This is a genomic window from Granulicella aggregans (assembly GCF_014203275.1).
Taxonomy (GTDB): Bacteria; Acidobacteriota; Terriglobia; order Terriglobales; family Acidobacteriaceae; genus Edaphobacter.
Window position 1 is genome coordinate 967,107 of the sequence record NZ_JACHIP010000002.1, and the last position, 23,426, is coordinate 990,532.

Annotated in this window: 23 protein-coding genes and 1 other RNA gene; 10 read left to right on the forward strand and 14 right to left on the reverse strand. The window is 59.9% G+C overall.

Going from position 1 to position 23,426, the window contains the following annotated elements; genetic code table 11:
* Positions 1 to 22: 22 nt before the first annotated feature.
* Complete coding sequence (locus HDF16_RS09320) at positions 23 to 1,276, reverse strand: ABC transporter permease (RefSeq protein WP_184215776.1); 1,254 nt, start codon at positions 1,274 to 1,276, stop codon at positions 23 to 25.
* Positions 1,277 to 1,360: 84 nt separating this feature from the next.
* The gene (locus tag HDF16_RS09325; RefSeq protein ID WP_184215778.1) at positions 1,361 to 2,584 is read right to left on the reverse strand and encodes an ABC transporter permease; all 1,224 of its coding nucleotides are present in this window, start codon (positions 2,582 to 2,584) and stop codon (positions 1,361 to 1,363) included.
* 90 nt (positions 2,585 to 2,674) lie between these two features.
* On the opposite strand from HDF16_RS09325, the gene rnpB reads away from it, so the two are divergent.
* The 3 genes from rnpB to HDF16_RS09340 all read left to right on the forward strand — a co-directional run bounded on the left by rnpB (position 2,675) and on the right by HDF16_RS09340 (position 4,607).
* Positions 2,675 to 3,147, forward strand: an RNA gene (rnpB, locus tag HDF16_RS09330) — RNase P RNA component class A.
* 69 nt (positions 3,148 to 3,216) lie between these two features.
* Complete coding sequence (locus HDF16_RS09335) at positions 3,217 to 4,161, forward strand: TlpA disulfide reductase family protein (protein WP_184215780.1); 945 nt, start codon at positions 3,217 to 3,219, stop codon at positions 4,159 to 4,161.
* 122 nt (positions 4,162 to 4,283) lie between these two features.
* Positions 4,284 to 4,607 carry a hypothetical protein gene (locus HDF16_RS09340; RefSeq protein WP_184215782.1) on the forward strand — a complete coding sequence of 108 codons (324 nt, stop codon included), beginning with the start codon at positions 4,284 to 4,286 and terminating at the stop codon, positions 4,605 to 4,607.
* Between the two features lie 14 nt (positions 4,608 to 4,621).
* Here HDF16_RS09340 and HDF16_RS09345 read toward each other — a convergent pair whose 3' ends face one another.
* The 9 genes from HDF16_RS09345 to glyA form a co-directional block, all read right to left on the reverse strand.
* A complete protein-coding gene (locus HDF16_RS09345) occupies positions 4,622 to 6,088 on the reverse strand; it encodes a hypothetical protein (protein ID WP_184215784.1) in 1,467 nt (488 codons plus the stop codon).
* 29 nt (positions 6,089 to 6,117) lie between these two features.
* Positions 6,118 to 7,332, reverse strand: a complete 1,215-nt coding sequence (locus tag HDF16_RS09350; RefSeq protein WP_221312620.1) for a glycosyltransferase family 2 protein — start codon at positions 7,330 to 7,332, stop codon at positions 6,118 to 6,120.
* Positions 7,333 to 7,396: 64 nt separating this feature from the next.
* Positions 7,397 to 8,392, reverse strand: coding sequence for an aldo/keto reductase (locus HDF16_RS09355; protein WP_184215786.1), 996 nt, complete (start codon positions 8,390 to 8,392; stop codon positions 7,397 to 7,399).
* A gap of 126 nt (positions 8,393 to 8,518) precedes the next feature.
* Positions 8,519 to 11,014: a TonB-dependent receptor gene (locus HDF16_RS09360; protein WP_348641283.1), complete on the reverse strand. Its 2,496-nt coding sequence runs from the start codon at positions 11,012 to 11,014 to the stop codon at positions 8,519 to 8,521.
* Between the two features lie 339 nt (positions 11,015 to 11,353).
* Positions 11,354 to 12,340 carry an SPFH domain-containing protein gene (locus HDF16_RS09365; protein ID WP_184215788.1) on the reverse strand — a complete coding sequence of 329 codons (987 nt, stop codon included), beginning with the start codon at positions 12,338 to 12,340 and terminating at the stop codon, positions 11,354 to 11,356.
* Positions 12,337 to 12,522: a hypothetical protein gene (locus HDF16_RS09370; protein WP_221312621.1), complete on the reverse strand. Its 186-nt coding sequence runs from the start codon at positions 12,520 to 12,522 to the stop codon at positions 12,337 to 12,339. Before HDF16_RS09370 ends, HDF16_RS09365 begins: the two co-directional genes overlap by 4 nt.
* A 168-nt stretch (positions 12,523 to 12,690) precedes the next feature.
* Entirely contained in the window at positions 12,691 to 13,203 is a 513-nt protein-coding gene (locus HDF16_RS09375) for a DUF4126 family protein (protein WP_184215792.1), read from the reverse strand.
* 19 nt (positions 13,204 to 13,222) lie between these two features.
* Positions 13,223 to 14,980: a M20/M25/M40 family metallo-hydrolase gene (locus HDF16_RS09380; protein ID WP_246408917.1), complete on the reverse strand. Its 1,758-nt coding sequence runs from the start codon at positions 14,978 to 14,980 to the stop codon at positions 13,223 to 13,225.
* Between the two features lie 248 nt (positions 14,981 to 15,228).
* Positions 15,229 to 16,491 (reverse strand): serine hydroxymethyltransferase, encoded by a 1,263-nt coding sequence (gene glyA / locus HDF16_RS09385; protein ID WP_184215793.1) that lies wholly within the window; start codon positions 16,489 to 16,491, stop codon positions 15,229 to 15,231.
* Positions 16,492 to 16,648: 157 nt separating this feature from the next.
* On the opposite strand from glyA, the gene HDF16_RS09390 reads away from it, so the two are divergent.
* Positions 16,649 to 16,792, forward strand: a complete 144-nt coding sequence (locus tag HDF16_RS09390; protein ID WP_184215795.1) for a hypothetical protein — start codon at positions 16,649 to 16,651, stop codon at positions 16,790 to 16,792.
* Here the strand turns inward: HDF16_RS09390 and HDF16_RS09395 are convergent.
* The 3 genes from HDF16_RS09395 to HDF16_RS09405 all read right to left on the reverse strand — a co-directional run bounded on the left by HDF16_RS09395 (position 16,777) and on the right by HDF16_RS09405 (position 19,071).
* The gene (locus HDF16_RS09395; protein ID WP_184215797.1) at positions 16,777 to 17,946 is read right to left on the reverse strand and encodes an alpha/beta hydrolase family protein; all 1,170 of its coding nucleotides are present in this window, start codon (positions 17,944 to 17,946) and stop codon (positions 16,777 to 16,779) included. The genes HDF16_RS09390 and HDF16_RS09395 overlap by 16 nt on opposite strands.
* Positions 17,947 to 17,974: 28 nt before the next feature.
* A complete protein-coding gene (locus HDF16_RS09400) occupies positions 17,975 to 18,715 on the reverse strand; it encodes a hypothetical protein (RefSeq protein WP_184215799.1) in 741 nt (246 codons plus the stop codon).
* Positions 18,716 to 18,870: 155 nt separating this feature from the next.
* Entirely contained in the window at positions 18,871 to 19,071 is a 201-nt protein-coding gene (locus HDF16_RS09405; RefSeq protein WP_184215801.1) for a hypothetical protein, read from the reverse strand.
* A gap of 353 nt (positions 19,072 to 19,424) precedes the next feature.
* Between HDF16_RS09405 and HDF16_RS09410 the strand changes: the two genes are divergently transcribed.
* From HDF16_RS09410 to HDF16_RS09435, 6 genes are all read left to right on the forward strand, one after another.
* A complete protein-coding gene (locus tag HDF16_RS09410; RefSeq protein ID WP_184215803.1) occupies positions 19,425 to 19,931 on the forward strand; it encodes a hypothetical protein in 507 nt (168 codons plus the stop codon).
* Between the two features lie 238 nt (positions 19,932 to 20,169).
* Positions 20,170 to 20,550, forward strand: coding sequence for a hypothetical protein (locus tag HDF16_RS09415; protein WP_184215805.1), 381 nt, complete (start codon positions 20,170 to 20,172; stop codon positions 20,548 to 20,550).
* Positions 20,551 to 20,594: 44 nt separating this feature from the next.
* Positions 20,595 to 21,284 carry a hypothetical protein gene (locus tag HDF16_RS09420; RefSeq protein WP_246408918.1) on the forward strand — a complete coding sequence of 230 codons (690 nt, stop codon included), beginning with the start codon at positions 20,595 to 20,597 and terminating at the stop codon, positions 21,282 to 21,284.
* 143 nt (positions 21,285 to 21,427) lie between these two features.
* A complete protein-coding gene (locus HDF16_RS09425) occupies positions 21,428 to 21,805 on the forward strand; it encodes a hypothetical protein (protein ID WP_184215807.1) in 378 nt (125 codons plus the stop codon).
* A gap of 41 nt (positions 21,806 to 21,846) precedes the next feature.
* Complete coding sequence (locus HDF16_RS09430; RefSeq protein ID WP_184215809.1) at positions 21,847 to 22,218, forward strand: hypothetical protein; 372 nt, start codon at positions 21,847 to 21,849, stop codon at positions 22,216 to 22,218.
* A gap of 170 nt (positions 22,219 to 22,388) precedes the next feature.
* Positions 22,389 to 23,360: a hypothetical protein gene (locus HDF16_RS09435; RefSeq protein WP_184215811.1), complete on the forward strand. Its 972-nt coding sequence runs from the start codon at positions 22,389 to 22,391 to the stop codon at positions 23,358 to 23,360.
* Positions 23,361 to 23,426 lie beyond the last annotated feature (66 nt).

The following is a 23,426-nucleotide window of genomic DNA, read 5'->3' on the forward strand; positions in this document are numbered from 1 at the left end:
CAGTAAGTTTATCGAAGCGCGGTCACTCGTACCGCAGCGCCTCAATCGGATTCAGATTCGCCGCCTTCCACGCCGGGTAGATTCCGAAGACCAATCCAATACCGCAGGCACTCAAGAACGCCACCGAGACCCAAATCGTCGACAGAGCCGACGGCAGCAGAAACTTGAGCCCCAATGCGATCGCAGCACCCAGCATCACGCCGATCACGCCGCCGACAGCGCACAGCACCACCGCCTCCAGCGTGAACTGGCCAAGGATCGTCTGCTTGGTCGCGCCAATGGCTTTCCGAATCCCGATCTCGCGCGTTCGTTCCGTCACGCTGACCAGCATGATGTTCATCACGCCTACGCCGCCGACCAGCAGAGCCACGCTCGAAAGCGAGGCCAGCAGCAGGAAGAGTCCGCCCGTGATCTGCGTCCACAGCCGCGTAAGCGAATCCGTCCCGAAGATTGCGAAGTTGTCCGCAGCCTCATTCGCAACCTTGCGCCGCCGCCGCAGCAACTCGGTCAGCTCATCCTCCACCAGCGGCCGGTTCTTCGGGTCGTCGTACTTCAGAGAGATCCAGTAGTCCAACTGCTCGGGATGAATGCGATGGAAGGTTGAGATAGGGAAAAACGCCTTGTTGTCTTGCGGGTTCTTGCCTCCGCCGAACGCCTGCTTCTGTCGCTCCAGCACGCCCACGACAGTGAAGATGTCACCGGCGACCTCAACCTCTTTACCGATGGAACTCTGGCCCTCGAAGAGTCCATCCGCCGTGTCCGCTCCCAGGACCACCACGTTCGCGGCGCGCTCCTGGTCGTTCTCCGTGAAGAATCGACCCTCGCGCATATCCAGCTCGCTCACCTCGGTCGCCGCGGGCGTGTCGCCTTCGAGGATCGTGTTCTGCATCTTCTTTCCACCGGCTTTAATCGCGGTGGTACCGCCGCGCCCGGGGGCCTGATTGTCCGTGTGCTGCAACGCCGGAGAGACGGCGACCACGTGCGGCAGGTCGCGCATCGCCATGGCATCGTCGTAGGTCAACTGCTTCCGCGTCAGCATCTCCGTCGTCGGACGTTGACCGAAGACGGGAAAGCGGAAAACGAACAACACGTTCGACCCCAGCGACTGCACCAGGTCTGAGACGCTGTTGTTCAACCCCGTCACGACCGACGAGATCACGATCACCGTCATCACCCCGATCACGATGCCAAGGATCGTCAACCCACTGCGCAGCTTGTTCGTGCGCAGCGTATCCAGGGCCATCTTTACCGTCTCGTTCGCGTCCGCTATCCGCATAAAAACCTCAAGTGCAGGAAGAAGTGAAAAGGAAGAAAGACACAGTCCGCTTTCGCTTCTCCCTTTGCCCTTCTCCCTACATCTCTAATCCGCTCTCAAAGCCACAATCGGGTCCAGCATCGCCGCCTTCCGCGCCGGATACACGCCGAAGAAGATCCCGGTACAAGTCGCCATCACCAATCCTAAAAATACGCTCCATACCTCGACCGTTGAGGGAAATCCCGCAACCAGAGTGATGATCTGCGCCACGATAATCCCACCCATTACCCCGATGGCACCGCCGACCAGCGCCATAGTCGCCGACTCAATCAGAAACTGCATCAGGATATCGTTTGGCTTCGCTCCCAACGCCTTGCGGATGCCGATCTCGCGCGTCCGCTCGGTCACGCTGACCAGCATGATGTTCATAATGACGATGCCACCGACCACCAGCGCGATCAGGGCAAGACCTCCGGCTACACTTCCAAAGATCGCCGTGATCGTTCCGAAGAAGCCCACCAGCGTACTGTTTGTGTCCAACTCAAAGGAGTCCGGCGCATTCGGAGCGTCATGCCGGCGCGACCGCACCAGAACGCGCACCTCGTCGGCGGCGGCCTCAAGCCTCGGGCCCGCCTCGCCCGCCTTAATGTAGATCGTCAGCGTCTTCGAAGTCCCATAGCTCTTCTGGTAGGTCGTCAGCGGCACAGCGACCCAGTTGTCCTGGCTAGCCCCGAAGGTGCTTCCCTGCTTCTCGCTGATGCCAATCACGGTGTAGACACCACCGTCCACCCGCAAATCCTGGCCGATCGGATCGATCCCTTGAAAGAGGTGGTCCTGGATGTCCGTCCCGATGATCGCTACATGCGACGCGTGCTCTTCATCGGCCTCGGTAAATCCACGTCCCTGCATGATGTTCAGGTTCTGCAGCGAAGGCATCTGCCAGGTATAGCCGCGAATGCTCGAGTCCGTCACCGACTCCGTCCCGCGAACGATCTTGCCCACGGTCGCCTGCTGCGCGCCAATCCCCCGACAGCGATGGCAGTTGTCGACGATGTATTGATAGTCGGGAAAGAGTATGTCCTTACGCCTTTGGAAGCGTTCGTAATCCTCGGCAGAAGTGATGAACTGCGGCATCTTCGAGACAGTGAAGACGTCCGCCCCATAGCTTGAAAACTTCGTCGCGACGTAGGTATTCGCGCCGTTCACCAGCGTCACCACCGCGATCACGCTGGCCACGCCGATCACCACGCCAAGCAGCGTCAGCACGGAGCGCAGCTTGTTCGCCCAAAGCGACTGCAGCGCGATCTTTACCGCCTCTTTGAATTCCATCCGGGATTCCCTGTATTTCTGTACGAGAAGCCTATCAGTCTGGTTCAAAAAGTGCTCAGGAATTGATTCCAGCCGCGATACACTTGAAAGGCAGACGGCTGGATGATCGCTGCCGCCTTCGGACCGTGTCTCTTGATGCAGACCGTTTGGCGGGGGAGGAAAGTCCGAACTCCGCAGGGCAGTGTGCCGGATAACGTCCGGGACGGAGGTTTCAAGACCTCTGGACGGCCAGTGCAACAGAGAACGAACCGCCCGGCTGGAGTCGAAAGACGACAGCAGGGTAAGGGTGAAAAGGTGCGGTAAGAGCGCACCGGTTCCTGCGTAAGCAGGAACGCTTGGTAAACCCCACACGGAGCAAGACCAAATAGGCAGGGATGTTGCCCCGCACTCTCGAGCGGGCAGCAAGCGCATTGGCCCGATGCGCCCAGGCCGAGAGAGCTGGTCGAGCGAAAGCGAAACCGGCAGCCGGAACCTGCGGGTAGGTTGCTAAAGCGCCGCAGTAATGCGTCGCGTAGAGGAATGATCGTCTAAAACAGAATTCGGCTTACGGGCCGTCTGCAAACCGTCGCCCCGGTGGGTCCTAATCGACCTCCGGGGCGTCTTTTCATTCGCCGGTTATCATTTGCGAATACATGCTATCCACACGAAGAGCCATCCTGTCAGCCGGACTTCTCGTTAGCCTCTCTGCGACCGGCGTATCCGCCGGGGCCCAGGCCTCGCCTCAAACACAGGAAAAGGCGCAGAACCAGTCGGCCGCCCAGGCGGCGGCCAAGCCGGTTTACACTGCGGCGGAATCGGCCATCATCGCCGAGATGAAGACTCTCCGGTCCACACCCGACTCCGAACGCGGGGCCAAAACCAGCGCCATAGCCGCCGAAATCGCTGCTCTTCCGGGCAGCAAGAATAAGCTGCGCCTTGCCTCCGGCTTATCAAATCTCTCCACGGAAGGCGACTTCGGCCATCAGTCTCTGCAGGACGTCGCCAACACATTGACCCTCGCACTCACACAGAGTCCCATTGTCCCAACGGCGGACAAAGCCGAGCGTCCCGCATCACCCTATCTCGAACTCGCAAAGCTCGTCCGCTACGAGCATGTGACCTCCACACTCAACGATCCAGAGTTCGAGCGCGCGAAGTCCATTCTCGTCGCCGACGAAGTCGAAGTAGAGAAGGCTGACTTCACCCTCACCGACCTTACCGGCAAGTCCTGGACCCTGTCGAAGCTTCGCGGCAAGGTCGTCATGGTGAACTTTTGGGCAACCTGGTGCCCGCCCTGTCGCAAGGAGATGCCGGACCTGGACACCCTCGCTCACCGATTCGCTAAACAAGGTCTAGTCGTCCTGTCGCTCTCGGATGAAGACGACCACGCTAAAGTAGCGAGCTACATCTCGTCTCACAACATCAATTACCCAATCCTGCTCGACCCGGACGGTACTACCGCGAAGAAATTTCACGTCGAGGGCATCCCCAAGACCTTCATCTTTGATCGAAGTGGAAAGGTGGCCGCTCAGTCTATCGATATGAGAACTCAGGGCCAATTCCTCGCCATGCTTCAACAGGCAGGGATCAAGCCATAACCCAAACGTTGTACTTAGGTAACGCAGAAGGTTATAGGCAATCTTTACCGATTCGGTAATTATGTTATTGCGGTGAAAGGGTGCACAGTAAAGACACCCCAAAGCCCACCGCGGAGGGCTATATGCACCTTGAATCTGTGTCTCACGGAACTACTTTTGCAGGCGAATCCGCCCAAACTGCCCACGAGTACTATCACATCGGCCGCGCCCGCAGCGGCACAGCCGAGAGTGTTCTCCTCGCCGTATCGTCCTTCGTCTCCTCAGTGATGATCGCGAGAGGCATCAAGCGCGACGAACTCTTCGAGAAGTACGACCTTAAGCTCTGGTCCTACGACGACAACCTCGCTAAATTTGCGATCTCGACGCTTCCCTCTGCCGCCATCCTCGGCGTGCTCTACGCGGCGCACAAAGCCGTAAGCATTCTGCACAACGGACTTTCCGCCTAGCCTCAGCGCCCGCGCTACTTGCTGGCTGGAACATAGAGTGCCGCGTCGGCATCCTGCATCGCCAGCATGTAGTTCTGTTGTATCGCCCGCAGCATCTCGGGCGTAAAGCGTTCGCGCAGCGCCGGATCAACCTGGCCGATCCTCTCGTCATTGCCCAGAGGAACGCCTAGCTGAATCACTCCGAACTTGCGCTCTTCAATCGATCGCAGCATCTCCGCCTGATCCTGCTCCCCGAGTTCCACCAACCGCGTCGCGTTGAACGGATCGTAGATGTAGGGTTTACCAGCGGCATAGCAGCGCAACAGACTTTCGCATAGAGCCAGCCCCGGCTGGGCAGCCATCGCCTCCACCTCGTCATCAAAACGCCCGTCCGCAGCCCGCGTCTCCCTTATTACTCCCCGCACATTCCAGTTGCCCGAGATCACCAGCGGGATGAGCAGCCACAGGAACAGCGCCGCCTCCAGAATCGGCCGCGAGTTAGGTCTAATCCGTCGCAAACTCCAGCTGTCGACCTCCTCCAGAAGCAGCCCTAGCAGAATCGCCACCGCCAGCGTAGCGCTAAACAGCGAGTTCACCGAAACGCCGTTGCCCCCGCCAAAATACCCTCCCAGAAGCATGCTTGCGGCGAGAAAGATCGCTGCAACTCTCCGCACCCGATCCCCACGCAGCCGCCACGCCATGTAAATGGCGATGCCAACCGGCAGCAGGATCGGCCCCAGCACATTGCGCAACTGCAGCGCCGCCTTGGTCCACGAATAGCTCCTCGGAGCAAGTAGTTGGTCGATGAAGTGCGGGCCGCCGTAGTGAACGTTCAGCGCCAAACCAGCAGCCACCAGCACAAATCCACACACGCTGAACCACGCCGCGCGCCATCGAGAGACCAGCAGCAGATCGAGTAGTACAGCCAGCGGAAAGTCGATCGGGTTGTGCTTGATAAAACCACCCACCACGAAGAGCAGCGCCACCAAGGCGATTGCCGGCAGTCGGTCTCGCCAGCAGACATAGACATACAGCCCTGCAAGGAAGAACACCTGCGCGAACATCTGCGGGTCATCCATGCCCACGTAATAGTCCGCATTCGCGCAAAACACCGCAACCACGAACATCCCCGCCATCACCGGCGCGCGCCAGCCCTTGCCCGAAAGGCTATGAACAATCACAGCAACGAGAGTTCCGCTCGCCAGTAGGCTCAGCAACGACACCACCCTCGCCGTAAATAGGTACTCGTGGGTGACCCGGTGTAGCAGCGCCATGATCACGAACGACAGCATCGGATAGTTCACCGAGGTCCAGCCATACTTCGCCGGATAGAGCCATCCATGCGCCGCCACCGTCGCTGCGTTGTAGATGTTCCAGCCCTCGTTGTAATCAATCTCAACGCGATAGAACGCTCGCAGGAAGGGCACTCCTGCCGCCAGCAGCGTCATGGCGAGACACGCAACCCACGCGACCACGCCGCTCCACGACCGCGACTCAGTCATCTCCAATTCAGATCCCTCGCTGCCGCTCGTCAACGATACGTCTCAGTATCGGGTTGCGGTCGTTCACGCACAGCAATGGCCGCCGGGGCTCGGGACGTCTGCCATGTAAACAGGCTGCTCACCGTGTAGTTCCACACCGATCCCAGCACGACTCCCGCAGCTCCTGCCGCAATCCACGGCATCCCCGACTGCAGCAACGAGCGAGCAAAACTCACGTTTGCCCACGCCCCGAACGAACACGCCAGCCAGAACGACATCAATCCCGTCACCAGCCGCGCTCCACGCAGGCTCCGATCGCGATAGGTGATCAGGTTATTGACGAAAAAATTCTCCGTCATCGCCACGAACGCCGCCACACTTTGCGCCTCATTGAAGCTCCAGTGCAGCCCACGCAGCAGCAACCCGAGGCAGAGCATATGCGTGAACAGGCCCACAGCGCCCACCAGCGCAAACACTGCGAAACGCGATGGAATCACGTCACCCGTCAGCTTGCTCGCCACCAGGAACAGCAGCTCGATCCCGTTGTTCAGATCCAGCTTACTCTCGCCATGCAGCCGCCCGCGAAACTGGTAGCCAACCTCCGCTAGCCGCACTGGCCGTTCGCTCGACGCCAGAATGTCCACCAGGATCTTGAACCCACCGCCATGCAACCGGTGTACCACCTCAAGAAAGAAGCTTCTGCGAAACAGAAAGAATCCGCTCATCGGATCACTCAGTTCGCACCGGCACGCCGCCGCGCTGATCCTCTGCCCGACGCCGCTCAGCAGCCGTCTCCCGGCGGACAACTCGCCCATGCTGCCACCCTGCGCGTTGCGTGTGCCCACCACAACGTCGAGGCCCTCTTCGCGCAGCCGCGCCAGCATCAGTGGAATTATGCTCTCATCGTGCTGCATATCCGCGTCCATCACCGCAATCACGCTGGCGGAGGTTGCGAGCGCCCCCTCAATGCACGCCGACGAAAGTCCCCGCCGGCCCACGCGCTGTAAAAGGCGAACCGACCCGTCCCGCCTCGCAAACTCGTCGATGATCTCCGCCGTTCCGTCGGGCGAATCATCATCGACGAACACAACCTCCCAACGTAGACCGTCCAGCGCCTCTCGCAGCGCCGAGATCAGCAGAGGGATATTCTCACGTTCGTTGAAGGTCGGAACCACCACCGCCAGATCGAGGCGTCGCTCTGAAGCCTCAGCGTGGAGTCCTGCCGTACAAGCAGGCGGTTCGGACTCGATCGCGCGATTCATCATCTACAGAAAATCCCTCGACTCTTTAGACGATCCGCCAGCCAGAACAGAAAGCCCGCCCAGCCGCCTAGCTGAAACCCAGCGTCGGATGCGGAACGTACGGCGCTTCCAGCTTCGCAATCTCGTCTCCCGTAAGTTTTACACCGAGAGCGGCCACCGCCTCGTCCAGATGATGCAGCTTGGTGGCTCCAACGATCGGTGCCGTAACTCCGGGCTTTGCCAAAAGCCACGCCATGCCCGCTGTGGCCATCGAGATGCCGCGTGCCGAGGCTATCTTCTCCAGCTCGTTCACAACCGCCTCATCGGACTTCTCCGTAGTGCCATACATGGTGCTGCCGAACTTGTCCGTCTCCAGCCGCTTCGTGGACTCCGACTTCCACGGTCGCGCCAGTCTTCCGCGAGCCAGCGGGCTCCACGGCAGGACGCCGATCCCTTGATCCGCGCAAACTCCCATCATCTCGCGCTCTTCCTCGCGGTAGAGCAGGTTGTAGTGATTCTGCATGGTCACAAACCGCGTCCATCCATGCAAGTCCGCCAGATACAGTGCCTTCGTAAACTGCCACGCAAACATCGACGACGCCCCGATATACCGCACCTTCCCCGCCTTCACCACATCGTGCAGCGCCTCCAGCGTCTCCTCGATGGGCGTCTCATAGTCCCAGCGATGGATCTGGTAGAGATCGACATAGTCCGTTTGCAACCTCTGCAAGCTTGCGTCCAGCTCGTGCAGAATCGCCTGCCGCGATAGCCCTTTCCCATTCGGCTCTTCGCGCATTGGGCTATGCACCTTGGTCGCGATCACCACCGCCTCGCGCCGGACATTCCCCTTCAGAAAGCGGCCCAGCACCTCTTCGCTCTTGCCTCGCGAATACACATTCGCAGTATCGAAGAAGTTGATCCCCAGATCAAGCGCCTGCTTCAGAAACGGCTGGCTCTGCTCTTCATTCAGCGTCCACGCATGGCTCCCCGGTGTCGGCACGTCAACCGGCGCTCCGTAGCTCATGCAGCCCAGCGAGATCCGCGAAACCTTCAGCCCGGTCTTGCCCAGATTTACATACTCCATCGGCTAATCTCCCTGATAGTACCTTCACTCTTCGATGCCGCTCGTGCGTTGCACGATACAAAGAGCGATGCCACCCCGATCTTACGAGGTGGCATCGCTTGCTGTCCTGCATTTGAAGTGGCTGCTTTAGAACTTCACCGTGAACGTTCCGGTAACTGCCCTGGGCGAGCCCTGTTGAAGCGTGTTGTTCCCAATCGACGTTGGGTCGCTCGCAACGAATCCGTTCGTTCCAATCGTTGAGTAGTACTTCGCATTGGCCAGGTTATACAGGTTGAATTGGAGCTTCAACTGTTCGAACGGCCCGATCTCATCCACGTGGTAGCTCGTTCCAAGATCCGCCAGGAACCGCCCGTCCACGCTGTTGTCATCCGTATAGGTGAAGTAGCGCTTGCCCATAAAGTCCGACCCGATGTGAGCGTCAAAGCCCTTCTTCGTGTAGGAGAGTTCGTTCTTGTATAGAAACTCCGGAGCGTCCACAACCACCTTGCCGCCCGTCAACACCGGCGTACCGCCAGCGCCGCCCGGCGTGTAGTTCGAGTCGTACGTCGACTTCGAGCACGTGAGGCTGTTGTAGAACGTCCAGCCCTCGTGCAGCCGCGCTGTAACCGCGCCGTCCACACCGTTCGTGGTCACGCCACCCACGTTCGAAAGGATCGATGCGTTACCCGCGATGCCCGGACCCTGCTGAATCGCCAGCAGGCGGTCGTGGAAGTTCACATGGAAGTAGCTTGCCTGCGCCTGCACGAACTTGTCTGTGTGACGGAAGCCGCCCTCTTCGCTCCATGAGCTTTCGGCCTTCAGGTTGCTCGTCAGCGCGTTGAACCCGGCCTGCGTCGTTCCCCACGGAGAGGTTCCGAAGCCCTTGCCGCCCGCCTGAAATGCACGCGTGTTCTCAGCCACGTCCGCGAAGACTTCGTTACCCTTAGCGATCTTCCAGTTCACACCGACCTGGGGCAGGAACGGCTTGCCGGAGGTCAGCTTGCCCTGCGCGTAGTTCGACGTGGTATCCGTCGGTGCGAGGTCGATGCCCTGGTTGAATCCGACCAGCGTGCCCGTCGTATAGGTCTCGCTCGTCTTGAACCCTGCGGCAACCGCGACCGAAGGCGTGATGTGGTACTCGTCCTGCAGATGAACCTGAAATAAGTTGGTCGGGAAGTTATACGCCCACTGCGTCCAGAACGGATTCTTTGGCACGTCGTACACCGATTGCCCCGGTGACTGCAGCGTCGTACCGTAGAAGCGCCGTGCTAGGTCGAAGCTCTCCTTCTCGAACCAGAACCCGCCTTCCAGCTTGTTCTTGCCCGTCTCGTACGCCAGCGTGCTCATCACTCCGCCCCGCGCAATCCGATACTCCGAAGTCCGCTCAGAGATCGGGGAGATCTGTACGCCCGAAGGATCGAACGTCGGCAAATAGGGCGTCCACCACAGACCCACGCCATTGTTGTGATGTCCATAGATCGTCGTCTTTGAGGTTAGATGGCTGGTGATCGCTGTCTCATATTTTACGTAGCCGAGAAAGTCCTTACGCAAGCCGCCGGCAGCGTAGTATCCAACATCTTCCGGGTCGTTCGAAAGGTCGCCGTACTTGCTTTGAATCGAAGGGATAGATCCCGGAAACACCGTCGGAATCGAGCTGAAAACGGTGAAGCCGGTGTTGCCCTGCGCATTGTAAGCGTTGGCCGCCTGCAGCGCGACGTTCCAGTCGCCGAAGTTGTCCGTCTTGTAGCCGAACTGGTGTACCCAGAGCTTGTTCTCGTCCTGGTAGTCGACTTCCTGCCGGTTGCTGTAGTCGGCATAGAACGTCAGGACGCCCTTGCTGCCGATCATCTGCTGTACCTTCGTGTTGAACTGGAAGTAGCTCTGCCGGATCGGCCCGTCGCCGCGCCACTTGTCAGATGTCTGATACACGCCATCCACAAACAACTTAGTGTGCGTAGACAACATGCCCGAGTCGTAGCGAGCGAAGGTCCGTGACCCCGAGAAGCTTCCGAACGATTGCTGCGCGTGAAAGCCGCGCTTCTCGGAAGGATCGGTCGAATAGAACTGAATGGCTCCGCCGAGGTTGGAGGTCGAAGCCGTATCAAGCGCGCCCGTTCCCTGCGACAGGACTGCGCGGCCCAGGTTCTCGTCGATCAACGCACGGCTGATGTGCAGGCCGTTTAGGTTGCCGTACGACATATCGCCCAACGGCACATCGTCCAGCGTGAACCCAAGCTGGTTCTGGCTGAACCCGCGCACCGAGATACGCACGGCCCACTCATAGGCTCCATACGGATCGGACGAGGTCATGCTCACACTCGGCAGGTGCGCCAGAACTGCGATCGGGCTGGTGCCAGGCGTCGTCTCCAGCAGCAGCTTCGAACCGATCGACTGGACATCGCGCGTCTCGCCTTCAGCCGTTACCGTAACTTCGTCCGTGGCCGAAACCTTCTGCTGGGGCGCAGGCGTTGTGCCTGACGCGGGCTGGCCCGCTGCTCCACCTGGATCCTGACCACCTGGACCCTGCCCCGCTGGCGCCCCTGCGGCCGCCGGCGATGTCTGCGCACTCTGTGCCTCGGCGAAAGTGCAGATACCTGCGGAGATTCCCACAATAAGGGCTGCTGCGATTGCTATCTGTTTCACTGTATTCCTCCCAAAAAAACTGCCTACGGTCGTCGCGCACCTTGGTCGAATCTGGGGCAGGACTCTGCCCGTCAACGACTCATAATTACCTGCATGTTCCACTAACTCGCCGAGTCGGTAACTGCCGCCCCGGCTTAGAATTTCGCTGCCGCTAGATCACAAAAGGTGTGGTTCTGCTGAGACTAGGTTGGCCGTGTTAAGAGCACTGCCAATCCATGTGAAATCTCTGTGAACAGTGCATCGTGCCGCCGTCTTTTCATAGAGCAAAAAAGGCCGCGAGGCGATCGAATCGCCCCGCAGCCTCCGCCGGAATGTCCACTATTACGGAGACACCTGCGCTTACTGCTTTGGTAGCTCCATCAACAGACCGCCATTCCCCGTCTGCACCGTCGGCAACTGTCCGTTCCACCGCTCGATCAGGGCCTTCTGGTTCTCGATCTTCCTGAGTTCCAGAAGCTGCGGCGTCAACGACGTCTGGCGGATCTTGTTCGCCTCCGCCTCGCCGTTCGCCCGGGTCACGGCAGCCTTGGCCTCGCCTTCAGCTTCGGCGACTGTCTTCGCCGCCTCCGCCTGCGTCTTGGCAAGCTCGTTACGAGCACGCTCAGCATCCTGGATCGCCTGTGCCTTGCCCGTGATCGCAGCCGCAATCACCTCCGGCACACGCGGTGCTCCGATGAAACCGAACTGCTGAATGCCCACGCCGACCGGCTCCATCTTCGCCTGGATCTGCGCCTGCACCTTCGCCAGGAACTCCGCCTTCTGCTCGCCGTAGATCTGCTCCACGCTATAGGTCGAAGCCACCTCGTTCAGGCTGTTCCGCACAACGTCGCGCAGAATTCCATGCGTGAAGGTATCGAGATCGCTCACCCGGTACTTCACATAGAAGTCCGGCACACGCCTTGGCTCAATAGCATAGCTAAGCGAGACATCCGAGTAGATCTCCATCCCTTCCTTCGAGTTGAAGCTCATCTGCTCATTCGTCGCCCGTCCCTCGTTCAGATCGCGCGTCCACTTCACCGTCTGCACAAATGTCGGGAACTCGATGATCTGTGACCTCAACGGACTGTAGAAGACCCATCCGGTGCGAATCGGAATCTCCGCAGGCCCGCGCTGCGAGCCGCTCAACACCACCTCCACGCCAACATAACCCGCGCCGATCCGTGTGATCGCCGCAACGTAGTTGAAAAAGATAAACGCCACAATCAGCAGAACCACGCCCACCCCAGCCAGCTTGATCAGCCGGGCCACGTTCCTCTCCTGGTCCTCAAAGTTGCGGCCACCGCCGCCACTCGAACCAGGGTTCATCACTTCGCCAAAGATACTCATAACCTCCTCCAGATAAACCGAAACGCTAAGACGCCACCCGCTGCAAGAATCAGCAGCAGGCACAAACCCGCAACGACAGCCAGGGTACTTGGCAGATTGAGGAGGTGGAATGCGGTCACCATGCCTTCAAACAACAGCATCGCGACGACAGCAGAAAGAATCGACTTCCAGAACAGCTTCAAAGGTCCCTCGGCCATGCTTGCAGGCCCAACAACCTTGCTACGAAAGCGATCCTAGTACGGAATTTATAAAGAGGTCGTAACGGTTTACGGTATGGGCCTGCAGCCGTCGTTACGCAGGCTGAGGCAACCGGACTCAGAAGTGAAGCTTCTTGAAGCAGTCCAAGCAAGCTACCCCGTGATAATCCCCAGCGCAAGAATGGACAGCAGCAGCGCCGACACATCTTCGAGCAGAGCAACGTTCCAGTCCGGCCGGCCCGACTGCTCCACTACATGCTTGCGCACGTGATACCCCACGAACGCCCCTACAAGGGCGCCAAGAGAGCCAAGAATGACGCCTTCGATCACGGAACCCTCCATCGCCGTTGCCGCGATCGCCCCTACGAGCCCGCCAAAGATGATCCGCGCTCCGAGAGGTCCTGGCGCGATGCGATTGGGCGTCTTTGGAAGCTTATCGCCTACATACTCTCCTAATGCGAAGAGCGTAAAGATGACAACCGTTGCCAGCTTCGCCGTCCAGAACGCCCAGGTTCCAGCCACGGGCAGGTCGCCCTGGTCCTGGCTGCCCGCTTGGCCCAGGTACGCAAACCAGCACATCACCGCGATCGGAGTCATGGTGCGGAGGCCCGTCATTACTCCAAGCAGCGGGATAGCCAGCACCCAGGACAGCACAGCCATCGTCATTTCGAGTCTCCAATACTGCCTATTGCGTTGCCACGTTCTGCGTGGTCCCGGGGTTCGCCACGAAGGTTGGCTCGACGTCTGCATCTCCAAAGTGCCAAGCGGTCAGATACGCCAGCCGGAGAATCTTCGCCATCTTTACATAGTTGATCTTGTCCGCTGTATCCGTCGTGTGGTGATAGTCCGGATGAAATCCCGTAAACCACCAGAACGCCGGAATATCCTTCAGCACAAATGGAAACTGGTCGCTACGGAAGAAGACGTTCAGAGCACTCTCATGGTCGAACCTATCGTCTAACACCAGTCCGATATTTTTGTTTTCCTCTTTTACGACCTGGTCGTAGTCCGGGCTGTAGAGCGCCCCGATCAGGTTCAACCTGTTCGTCGTGTCCGGCGGGATAGTAATCAGCCCATCGGTCTGTGGGCTTGCCGTCTCATTGCGGCCGATCATGTCGAAGTTGATCATTGCCTTCGTAGTCGCCAACGGTCGAAGCGGATGCGCTGCCATCCAGTACGATCCCAGCAGGCCACGCTCTTCGCTCGCAAAGACCACGAACAGGATCGACCGCTTCGGCTTCGGCTTATTCATCGCAAACGCGCGTGCCAGCTCGACCACGCCTACCGTGCCCGATCCGTTATCGTCAGCGCCGTGCCAGATGTCCATCGGCTGCCGGCCATAGAGGTCCGGCTCCGTACCTGCCCTCGGGCTCTCTCCGTCGTGGTCGTGGTGCGCGGAGATCAGAATCGTCTCGGTTGCAAGCTCCGGATCACTGCCCTCGAGCAAACCGGCTACGTTCCATGATGTTCCCAACGCCCGCGAAAGGTTCTTCATATGGAGCGACACCGAGGTATCCGGTAGGAGTCGCGACTGCGGCTTCAGGTCTCTGTCGATCCCCGCCTGCAGTTCCGAGGGACTTGCTCCCGCTGTCGCTAACAGCTTTGCTGCGACTGCATCGACAACCGTCAGCCCGGGAATATGTAGTTCGTCTTCTCTCAAAGCCTGCAGCGGCAGTGGAGTCGTCCGCACCGTCCCGCCCACGTAGATCTTCGCTGATCGCTCCGCGTTCGTCAGGTGCTTCCGGTTCGGCTCCGCTACGATCAGCGCCGCAATAGCGCCATGCGCCTGCGCCGTCAGCAGCTTCACTCGCGTCGTCGCATACCGAGTGTTGCCCGTGCCGTTGAAGATCGACTTCGGGTCATCCTCCTGCGGCTCGTGGTCGAAGATCAGCACGATCTTCCCCTTTACGTCGATGCTCTTGTAGTCGTCGTACCCGAGCTCAGGCGCGGTGATCCCATAACCCGCAAAGACCACGGGCGCACTTAGCTCGACGTCATCTTTGTATGCGCCAACTACCTGCGGTGCCTGAAAGACGGTAGCCTCTCCACCCCGTGTCAGCGTCACCTTTATCGTCGCCCTGTCCGGCTTGTACTCGACCAGCGGCACCGCCTGCAGATAGCTCGCCTTACCGTCAGGCGCAACCGTCGCCGGCGTCAGTCCCGCCTTCTCAAACTGATCGGCCACCCACTCGATCGCAGCGTCGTCCCCAGGCCGAAGGCTCAACCGCCCCGCCAGCTTGTCCGACGCGATATAGCTCAGATTTTTGTGAAGATCCGCCTCGCTGATCGCGCTAAAGCCCTTCAGTTCTTTCGCCGGGATGCCGCTGTCTGCAGGAATGTTCTGCCCGCTGCATACCAGGCAGAGCCCGGCCATCACCCCGACCGTCACCGTCTTGAAACGCCGAACCGTGCCTCGCTGCAATCTGAATGCCTCAGAAGTCATGGGTTTCACGTTACATCACAGGCACGGTTGGGAGATGCTCCCATTTCTCAGAAACTGTTTAGCAACTTGAAGCATGTTTCCTGCCGGACGGGCCCGCTACGCGCGGGGCGGTCACTTCGTGACGCGTATTGGGCTTCGCGGCGCCCGACCGTTGATCGGCAATATATATTTAGCGAGCAACGTGGCACCACGCGAAGCGGTATACAAGTCACGAAGTGACCGCCGCCCGCGCAGGGCGCTCTTAGCGGTTATTGCCTTAGCCAGCCGTAAAGCGGAAACTTCTCCGCCATCTCCAGCACCTCACCACGAATCGTCGCCAGCGCACCCTCGTACGACCGGTTTTCAAGCGCCCTAGCAATCCATCCCGCGACCACCTTCATCTCCGTCTCCTTCATCCCGCGCGTGGTCAGCGCAGGAGTTCCAATGCGAATTCCGCTCGGCTTCATCGGCGGATTCGTGTCGTAAGGAATCGCGTTCTTGTTCACGGTGATGCCCGCAGCGTGAAGAGCATTCTCCGCCTCGCTACCCAGAATGCCCTTCTGGAAGACATCGATCAGCATCACGTGCGTGTCCGTGCCGCCCGAGATCACGCGGTAGCCTTCACCCGCAACCGCCTCCGCCAGCACCTTCGCGTTCGCCACAACCTGCTTGGCATATGCGGCGAACTCCGGCTGTAGCGCTTCTTTGAACGCGACAGCCTTACCTGCGATCACATGCACCAGCGGCCCACCCTGCTGCCCCGGAAAGACGCTCCGGTCGATCCCCGCCGCAAACTCCTGCTTGCACAGAATCATGCCGCCGCGCGGCCCCCGCAGAGTCTTATGCGTCGTCGTGGTCACCACGTGCGCATGCGGTACCGGCGAAGGATGTACCCCGCCCGCCACCAGACCGGCGAAGTGCGCCATGTCGACCATGAAGTACGCGCCCACCTTGTCCGCGATCTCGCGCATCCGCGCAAAGTCGAAGATCCGCGGATACGCGCTGCCACCACCGATAATCAGCTTCGGCTTCTCGGCCACCGCGAGCGCTTCAAGCTCGTCATAGTCGACCGTCTCCGTATCCTGCCGAACCTTATATCCAACGATGCGATACAACTTGCCCGAAAAATTCAGCTTGTGCCCATGGGTCAGGTGCCCGCCATGCGCCAGATCCAACCCAAGGATCGTATCCCCCGGCGTCAGCAGCGACATACACACCGCCGCATTCGCCTGCGAACCCGAGTGCGGCTGCACATTCGCGTGGTCCGCGCCGAAGATCTCCTTCGCCCGGTCGCGCGCCAGGTTCTCCACCACGTCGGCAAACTCGCATCCGCCGTAGTACCGCTTGCCCGGATACCCCTCGGCGTACTTGTTGGTGAAGACTGTCCCAACCGCCTCCAACACGGCGCGGCTCACGAAGTTCTCCGAGGCAATCATCTCCAGGCCTTCGTGCTGGCGGGAGATCTCGTTTTTTACCTGCTGCGCGACCTCAGGATCAGAGGCTAAAAGTGTCTGCGAAAAGTCAAAGGGCATACGAGGATTTTACGCTCCGCAGCAAGACGAATACCCCAACCGGTCACAGCTATTCGACGAAAGTGTTATGGCAGCCGAAAGGAACCTGAATCATCATCACTGAGGTTGAACTGAATCTCTACTGCCTTCACCGAAAGGGCCTGTCATGAGCCAGGAAATGATCTTGATCGCATCCGCTGTCCTCGGAGTTATTCTCGTCCCCTCGTTCATCACAGCGCGTCCCACCTACTCGGACCCGGAAGACCTTCAGATGGAGTCCTCCCTGCTTGGAACCCAGATCGGAACTCAGCCGACGGAGTGAAGTTTACGAAATGCCCGGTGCACGAACGTGCCCAGGTACCAGCCGTCCAGAAACTTGTACGGCGTCTCGCCTGTCGTGTAGTGCCCGCAAGGCAGCACCTTTGAGACGAAATCCACGCTGTGCTTCTTGAAGCTCGCCAGCACCTCCAGCGAAAACTCCCGCAAGAACGTTAGATCGTACGTGGCATGCACCACCAGCACCCGCTTCGGATGCGCCGCGAACTTCTCCATGTAAAACGATGGACTGACCGCCTTGAAGACCTGGCTCACGTCCTCCCGCGATAACCCTGCCTGCTCGAACGCCGCCCGAATGTGCCGCGTGCTCTGCCCTGTCCACACCACATCGCCAAAGTTCGTTGAAGCGTGGTTGAAGGCACAAACTTTCAGCCTCGGATCGTGCGCCGCTGCGATAAACGCGTAGCAGGAGCCCAGGCTCGTCCCCAGCACGCCAAAGTCTTCATATCCCTGCGACTCCAGCCAATCCAGGCAACTCCGAATATCCACGACCGCCTGCTGGCACGCCGCTGCCGTTCTGCCGATATTCGAACTCACCGCATAGTCCGACCGCTCCAGCTCCGCCGGCCGCCGGATATCGTGATACGGCTTCGACAACCGCAGCGCCGAGATCCCCGACCGGTTGAACAGCGTACACAGCGCATTGTGGCTGAACGCGTCCGCGTTCCACTGCGGCATCACGATCATCGCCTGCTTCGGCCTGCCCTTCTTCGCCGAAGCCGCCGCCGGATACCAGCGCGCATTCACCACATCGTTCTCGGGATACTTCGAAGCCACTGGCGACGTAAACCGCAGAAACTCTACCTTTGGCGTCTCACCCGTCGCCGCTCGCCGCCGCATCTCCGCCTCTTCGGCCAGCGTCTCCGGCCTTACATTCGTCGGAAACAGCAGCGGATGCCGCTCTTCTAGCCGGAAGTCCGTAGGCGTTTTGTAGCTGAAGAACTCGTCGGATCGAGCAACAATATCTTCGTTCGCCGCGATCATCCGCTCCAGATCGTTCACTCCCGCAGCAGTTTCAGGCGCGAACTCCCCCAGCCAATCGAAGCCCCACTCCAACGGCCTCACAATCCGGTTCGTATCTCTCGTTGTAAGCGCGGTCTCCCAGGCAAACATCCACTTCTCGTACAGGCGACCAAGCATGTTTCCAGTCTACCAACCGGGCCACCGTTCAAAGCCCGTGAAAGATCATGCACACCCGGCCCACCACATAATCCGAAGGCAACCGGTCTTCCGAGACCGACAGCAACTGCACCGGGCAGGAGATCGCCGCCGGCCGCAGAATCAGGCGCCCATCGTCGAACTCCGCATACCGCAGAAGGATTCCCGCCCCATATCGGACCGCAAGCAGCGTCGGCTCATCCGCGTGATACGGAGCAAGCGAGTTATAGTGCCGGTCGATCACCGCAACGCTCGCCGCCGCCAGCACCGACTCCATCGCTGCTGCCTGCTGGCTATCGCACCGCACCGCCACAAACCTCTGCCATCCCGCCACCCGTCGCGATGCTCGCTCCCTCTGATCCGAAAGCCGCGCCGCCGTTACCGGAATCTCCTCGATCACGCTGGCGGGGCGAATCTGGGTCTCCTCCGCTGCCGCCGACATGGATACCAGAGGTACCATCGCCACCTGTTCAACCTCTGCGGGACCTGACGCCAAACCGTTGTCCATCACCGCCAAAGTGCCTTCCGCTGAGACGTGCACCGGCAAAATATCCTCGACGGTCAGACCCTGCGACGCCAACACCCGATCCAGGCCATCGAGCGAGAGCGCCCGCTTGCGATTTAGAAAATTGGACAGATGGCCCTGTTTAAACCCAGATTGCTGAGCAATCCGTGTACCCGTGAGGCCGCCTTCCTCGATTCGGCGAACAAGTTCGAGACGCAGAAACTCGTGAAGATCCTGAAAGTTCATTCCTTGGGAGTTCCTCACAATGCCTGCAAGAAGTAAATTCAAGCATGATCGCCCAAATCATTGCATTCTGCAACCAAATCGCGACTGCTCTGACTGCGATTTTATTAATATATTCCCATTTTGAAATAAGTGCTTGACTTTTGATTTGCCAATAGCTATAACTCAAAAACTTTCTGCTGGCTAATGACGACACCTTCCAGGCCAATCAGCCGGAAGGAGATGCCGTCCTTCTGCACCTTTGCTCTGCTGCTGGGCCCTAGTTCCCTTTCCCTCTGTGAAAGCAACATCCGTTTACTGGAGAAGTCGCTCATCAACAAGCGCAGCTCCGGCCAGCGCGCCGCCACGACGCGACGCATGGTCTCTGCTCGCTTCACAGCAAGCCGGGCGGTTCCTTCCGACCATTGAAAAATACACGGGACCGGTCCGGAAAAACGTAGGAGAGGACAAAAATGAACGATTCGCGCCTTTATTTAAAAATTTGTGAAGGATGTGGGGTACTTTGGCTCCGGACCGGCGCAGCCGACGGTGTTTACTGTCGCGGCTGCGCCACAACGCTGGCGGAGTTCCCTAAACCCAACCCGGGGAAGTGCAGAAACCATCGCATCCGCACGGCTAGCGAAAGGGCCACGCGCATCCGCTGCCGCGTTCAACGCGATAGCCTGAAGCGACCCTTTGTCGCCTCAGCCTCGCGTCCTGCGGGAGGTGCCGCATGAGCGCCGCCCCGCTGTTCTTGCCAAGGTTGCAGGCCTGCGCGCATCAGCCCGACCCCATCCCGATACTCGTTCCTCGGGTGGCTCTGGAGGCCGCCGCCGGTCCACCTCGCCCGCACTCCCGCCCGGCCGCCGAGCTTGCCTTCTATCGCAAATACACCGAAGGCATGCTGCGCAGGTACGTCTCCATGTCGATGGAGGCGGGCAGGGTGCCCTCGCTGCTTGGAAAGGAGATCTTCCCGGGCAATGTGACCTCGTACCAGGTGCGTAGCTTTGAGGACAACTGCATCTTTATTCACGACATGGAGTCCTGCATCAATCGGCTCGACACCGATCAGCAATGGCTGATCCGGCGTATAGCCTTGCAGCAGTTCACCCAGGAGGAGGCAGCCCAGATGCTCCAGTTCACTCGCCGCACCATTATGAGGAAGTACAACGACGCCATGAACCGTTTGACCGGGATTCTGCTCGAAGTAAGGCTGCTTGAGCCGTTTTCCTGCTCCTGACAAAATCTTGTCAAGAGGGGGCCTCTTCTTTCTCGACCGCAACTAGCTTCATTTCAACAAGTTGAAAGAAAAAGATTTTTGCCCAAAGGATGCACTGCAGTTGGTATTCTAAAGATGTAAGTGAGAAATGAACGGGAGAGTGCCTTCGGGCCACTCTCCCGTTTGCATTTAACGCCGCAGGCTGACGCTTGCCGGCCTCACTTTCAACCCTCAATCCCCACGGAAGGAGGAAACAAGGATGCCTAGCGGCAAGAGTGATCGCAAACCAGCCGGTCACGATCAACCTGTCGACCCGGAATCTGCAACTCAGACGAGCAAGGCCACAGACAAAAAGTCCCCGAGCCCGGGTCAATGCCGTAACTACACGCGTAAAGCAGTGGCTAAATCCTTGCCGGATATCATCGTCACCTTCGTCGCCCAGGCGAAGGGCGGCAGCGTCTCGCACTTCAATCATCTGGCGAAGTTCGGCGGCTTCGATCTACGCCCCATTCCGGCGTCCGTGAAGCGCAAGGGCAAGAGCTTCGCCCAAAGGCTGCTCAACAACATGAAGGAGCACGAAGCGAAGATGATCGCCTCCCGCGACGCCAAACTCGCAGCCGAACGCGAATCCTGCAAGTGAGCAAGAACAAGCCAATAGAAACCGAACCGAGACAGGAGAGGGTGATGAGCCAGATGGCAACGGAACGGGTCGCCGCACCAACGAACGCCGCACCAGTAAACGCCTTACTAAGGAACACCACACTGAGGAATACCGATCGAAGAATCTGTGGAAGCCGCACCGGCCATACATCTCCGGATACCCGCCCGCTGCCCAGCCAGGCCATGCAACTCCACGCCATGGCAGTGGAGTTCCCCGTCGTCCACGGACATCCCAACCGGCTGCCCTTCGAAGGCGTCCTCACTCTGGTCGACGTCCCCAGCGACCGCGCCCCCAGCGGAGCCCGTGGACATCGCGTCATCCTGACGCGCGCCGCAGCGGAGGCAGCTCTGCCCAGCCTGCTCGGCATGGCCGTCGACTACAAGGCCGGATGGGACGGCCACGACGCCCGCCAGAAGTGCGGCATCATCACCGCAGCCCAGGTCGATGGCACCCGCCTCACCGTCTCCGGCTACCTCTTCGCCCGCGACTTCCCCGAGATGGAGCGGAAGATCGAAGGCTCAGCAGGGGCCGAACCGTCCATGGGCATGAGCTACGAGCTGGCCGACGCCCATGTCGCCGACATGCGCGCCCAGCTCTGGACGCTCACCCGGGCGACCTTCACCGGCGCGGCTATCCTGCTCCGCGACAAGGCGGCCTACCGCGCCACCAGCTTCCGGCTCTGCCGGTCGCCACGCATGGCCCGCGCCGTCTAGTCACCCACTCTAGACCCGTCATCCTGAGCGGAGTTTGGCGCGCACTTGCGCCAAACGCGGTCGAAGGACCCCGAAGAGGCTTGCGCCACCTCGACCGTTCGGCCCTTTCAACCAACGAACCGCACCACCCGAAAGGAAAACCAATGAGCTTCATTGGAGTGTTGGAAACCATTGGAAAGGACTTCACCAAGGGCTTCTCCTGGGCCATGAAGTACGCCCTTCCCGCCGAGAAGCTAACCGCTCTGCTCTTCCCGACAATCGCCCCCGAGATGACCGCCGCAGCCGCAGCCACCACCCTCATCCAGAACGCGGTCCTCATGGTCGAGCAGAAGTATGCCGCCGCGGGCGTCTCCAAGGGAACGGGGACTCAGAAGCTCGCCGAGGTCTTGCTGCTCGCCGGAGATGCCGTCACGTCATTGCTGGAAAAGGCCGGCATCAACGCCGACACCGACTATATCAAGAGCGTCATCTCCGCCGTTGTCGGAATCCTCAACGTGCAGGGCCTGCCAGCTGGCTCCTAGCAACACCCGATATCACCGAGTTCGAATCCCAAGGAGGATCGATGCAAGAAAACGCAGAACTTACGATTGACCAGTTGACCACACGCCTAGCCATCGCCGTTGAGGCGATCGAGCAGGCCGTACCGCGCATCGCCGCTGCCGCCGGTGAGGCCATCGGCCCCATCGTCGCAACCGTCGAAAGCCCGCGCGAGTCCGAACTCGCGCAGCGCCTCGCCGACGCCGAGAAGGCAATCGCAGAGCTCCGCGCCTCCGCCTCGACGAGCAATGGCCGCCGCACGCTGCCCGTCAGCCTCGCCGCACGCCACGACGGGGCACCCGCCGAGCCCGGCGCAATTGACGCCGCCCTCACCAGCCTCAGTCTCGAGCAGCGCATCGCCGTCAAATCGCAGCTCCTCCGCGCCGGCCTCATCTAAATCGTCCGCCAAGGATCGGGTGCCCCATCCATGGCTCGCACTTGGCCATGGGTGGGAACGTAAAACGTCAACCCAGCCGCTCTACCACTCGACTCCGTAACAAGCGCAGGGCCCGGACATCCGGGCCCTTTCCCTTTGCCTCTCCAACCCTGTCCCGAAAGGATCCACGCATGAACGCTAAGTTTGCCGACCTCTACGCCGCCGCCGACTACATCGGACCCGGAGCCATCGAAGTCCCCATGTACCAGACCGAGATCACCGATATCGTCCGCCGCCGCGGCGTCTTCGGCCAGCGCATCAAGCAGGTCCCCGCAACCGGCCATCCGTCGCGCTACTTCGAAGAGACGGCCATCCCAGCGCCTACCGCCGCAGGCGGCTTTGTCGACCCGCGCAACATCGTCGCTCCGCTCGTCACCCCCACCCGCGTCGAGCGCAGCGTCCCCCTGAAGGCCCTCGTCGCACAGATCAACTACAACCTCTTCGACATCGAACTCGGCCAGCAGCAGAGCCAGTTCGCCTACCTCCAGGCCAAGGACCTGACCGACACCGTCGAAGGCGTCCTCCGCACCCATGACCTCGCACTCTGGAACGGCAACGACACCAGCCTCACCTCGCCGACCACCACCCAGTACTACGGAGCGGTAGGCCAGATCGTCGCCGGCGGACAGACCACCACCATCGGCACCTCGGCCAGCATCGTCGACGGCATCAAGGCGCAGGTCGCCCAAATGGTGGCGAACAGCTCCTTTGGCGTCCGGCCTACAGCAATTTATGCGAACCCCGTCCTGCTCGACCTCATCGATCGCGAGATGAAGACGGAGTTCAACGTGGTGCTCAACACCACCACTGTCCAGGGAGGCTTCACGGTCAAGACGCTCTCCACCCAGGCAGGCGATCTCCCGCTCATCCCCGAGTGGACGCTCTCCTACACCGGCACGCCCGGCTCCGGCACTGCCGTCCTCCCCGCCTACATCGTCACCGAGGACCTCATCGAGTACCACTGGCTCAGCGAACCAAACCCGCGCGTCTTCCAGCTCGGAACGCCGGGCTCGCTGGCCTCGCAGCACGTCGTAGTGAAGTTCGGTGGCCTCGTCGTCAAGGGCGCAAGCTACGCCCACGCCCAGATACTCGTAGACCGCTAAAGGCAGGGTGTAGGGAACAGGGTATAGGGAGCAGAAGAACATCGATCCCAGAACAATTCGGGTGCC

Bases quoted from the DNA above. Each gene is read 5' to 3' on its own strand.
- HDF16_RS09320 (WP_184215776.1), bottom strand. From the start codon at position 1,276: ATGCGGATAGCGGACGCGAACGAGACGGTAAAGATGGCCCTGGATACG.
- HDF16_RS09325 (WP_184215778.1), bottom strand. From the start codon at position 2,584: ATGGAATTCAAAGAGGCGGTAAAGATCGCGCTGCAGTCGCTTTGGGCG.
- HDF16_RS09335 (WP_184215780.1), top strand. From the start codon at position 3,217: ATGCTATCCACACGAAGAGCCATCCTGTCAGCCGGACTTCTCGTTAGC.
- HDF16_RS09340 (WP_184215782.1), top strand. From the start codon at position 4,284: ATGCACCTTGAATCTGTGTCTCACGGAACTACTTTTGCAGGCGAATCC.
- HDF16_RS09345 (WP_184215784.1), bottom strand. From the start codon at position 6,088: ATGACTGAGTCGCGGTCGTGGAGCGGCGTGGTCGCGTGGGTTGCGTGT.
- HDF16_RS09350 (WP_221312620.1), bottom strand. From the start codon at position 7,332: ATGATGAATCGCGCGATCGAGTCCGAACCGCCTGCTTGTACGGCAGGA.
- HDF16_RS09355 (WP_184215786.1), bottom strand. From the start codon at position 8,392: ATGGAGTATGTAAATCTGGGCAAGACCGGGCTGAAGGTTTCGCGGATC.
- HDF16_RS09365 (WP_184215788.1), bottom strand. From the start codon at position 12,340: ATGAGTATCTTTGGCGAAGTGATGAACCCTGGTTCGAGTGGCGGCGGT.
- HDF16_RS09375 (WP_184215792.1), bottom strand. From the start codon at position 13,203: ATGACGATGGCTGTGCTGTCCTGGGTGCTGGCTATCCCGCTGCTTGGA.
- HDF16_RS09380 (WP_246408917.1), bottom strand. From the start codon at position 14,980: ATGACTTCTGAGGCATTCAGATTGCAGCGAGGCACGGTTCGGCGTTTC.
- glyA (WP_184215793.1), bottom strand. From the start codon at position 16,491: ATGCCCTTTGACTTTTCGCAGACACTTTTAGCCTCTGATCCTGAGGTC.
- HDF16_RS09390 (WP_184215795.1), top strand. From the start codon at position 16,649: ATGATCTTGATCGCATCCGCTGTCCTCGGAGTTATTCTCGTCCCCTCG.
- HDF16_RS09395 (WP_184215797.1), bottom strand. From the start codon at position 17,946: ATGCTTGGTCGCCTGTACGAGAAGTGGATGTTTGCCTGGGAGACCGCG.
- HDF16_RS09400 (WP_184215799.1), bottom strand. From the start codon at position 18,715: ATGAACTTTCAGGATCTTCACGAGTTTCTGCGTCTCGAACTTGTTCGC.
- HDF16_RS09405 (WP_184215801.1), bottom strand. From the start codon at position 19,071: ATGCGTCGCGTCGTGGCGGCGCGCTGGCCGGAGCTGCGCTTGTTGATG.
- HDF16_RS09410 (WP_184215803.1), top strand. From the start codon at position 19,425: ATGAGCGCCGCCCCGCTGTTCTTGCCAAGGTTGCAGGCCTGCGCGCAT.
- HDF16_RS09415 (WP_184215805.1), top strand. From the start codon at position 20,170: ATGCCTAGCGGCAAGAGTGATCGCAAACCAGCCGGTCACGATCAACCT.
- HDF16_RS09420 (WP_246408918.1), top strand. From the start codon at position 20,595: ATGAGCCAGATGGCAACGGAACGGGTCGCCGCACCAACGAACGCCGCA.
- HDF16_RS09425 (WP_184215807.1), top strand. From the start codon at position 21,428: ATGAGCTTCATTGGAGTGTTGGAAACCATTGGAAAGGACTTCACCAAG.
- HDF16_RS09430 (WP_184215809.1), top strand. From the start codon at position 21,847: ATGCAAGAAAACGCAGAACTTACGATTGACCAGTTGACCACACGCCTA.
- HDF16_RS09435 (WP_184215811.1), top strand. From the start codon at position 22,389: ATGAACGCTAAGTTTGCCGACCTCTACGCCGCCGCCGACTACATCGGA.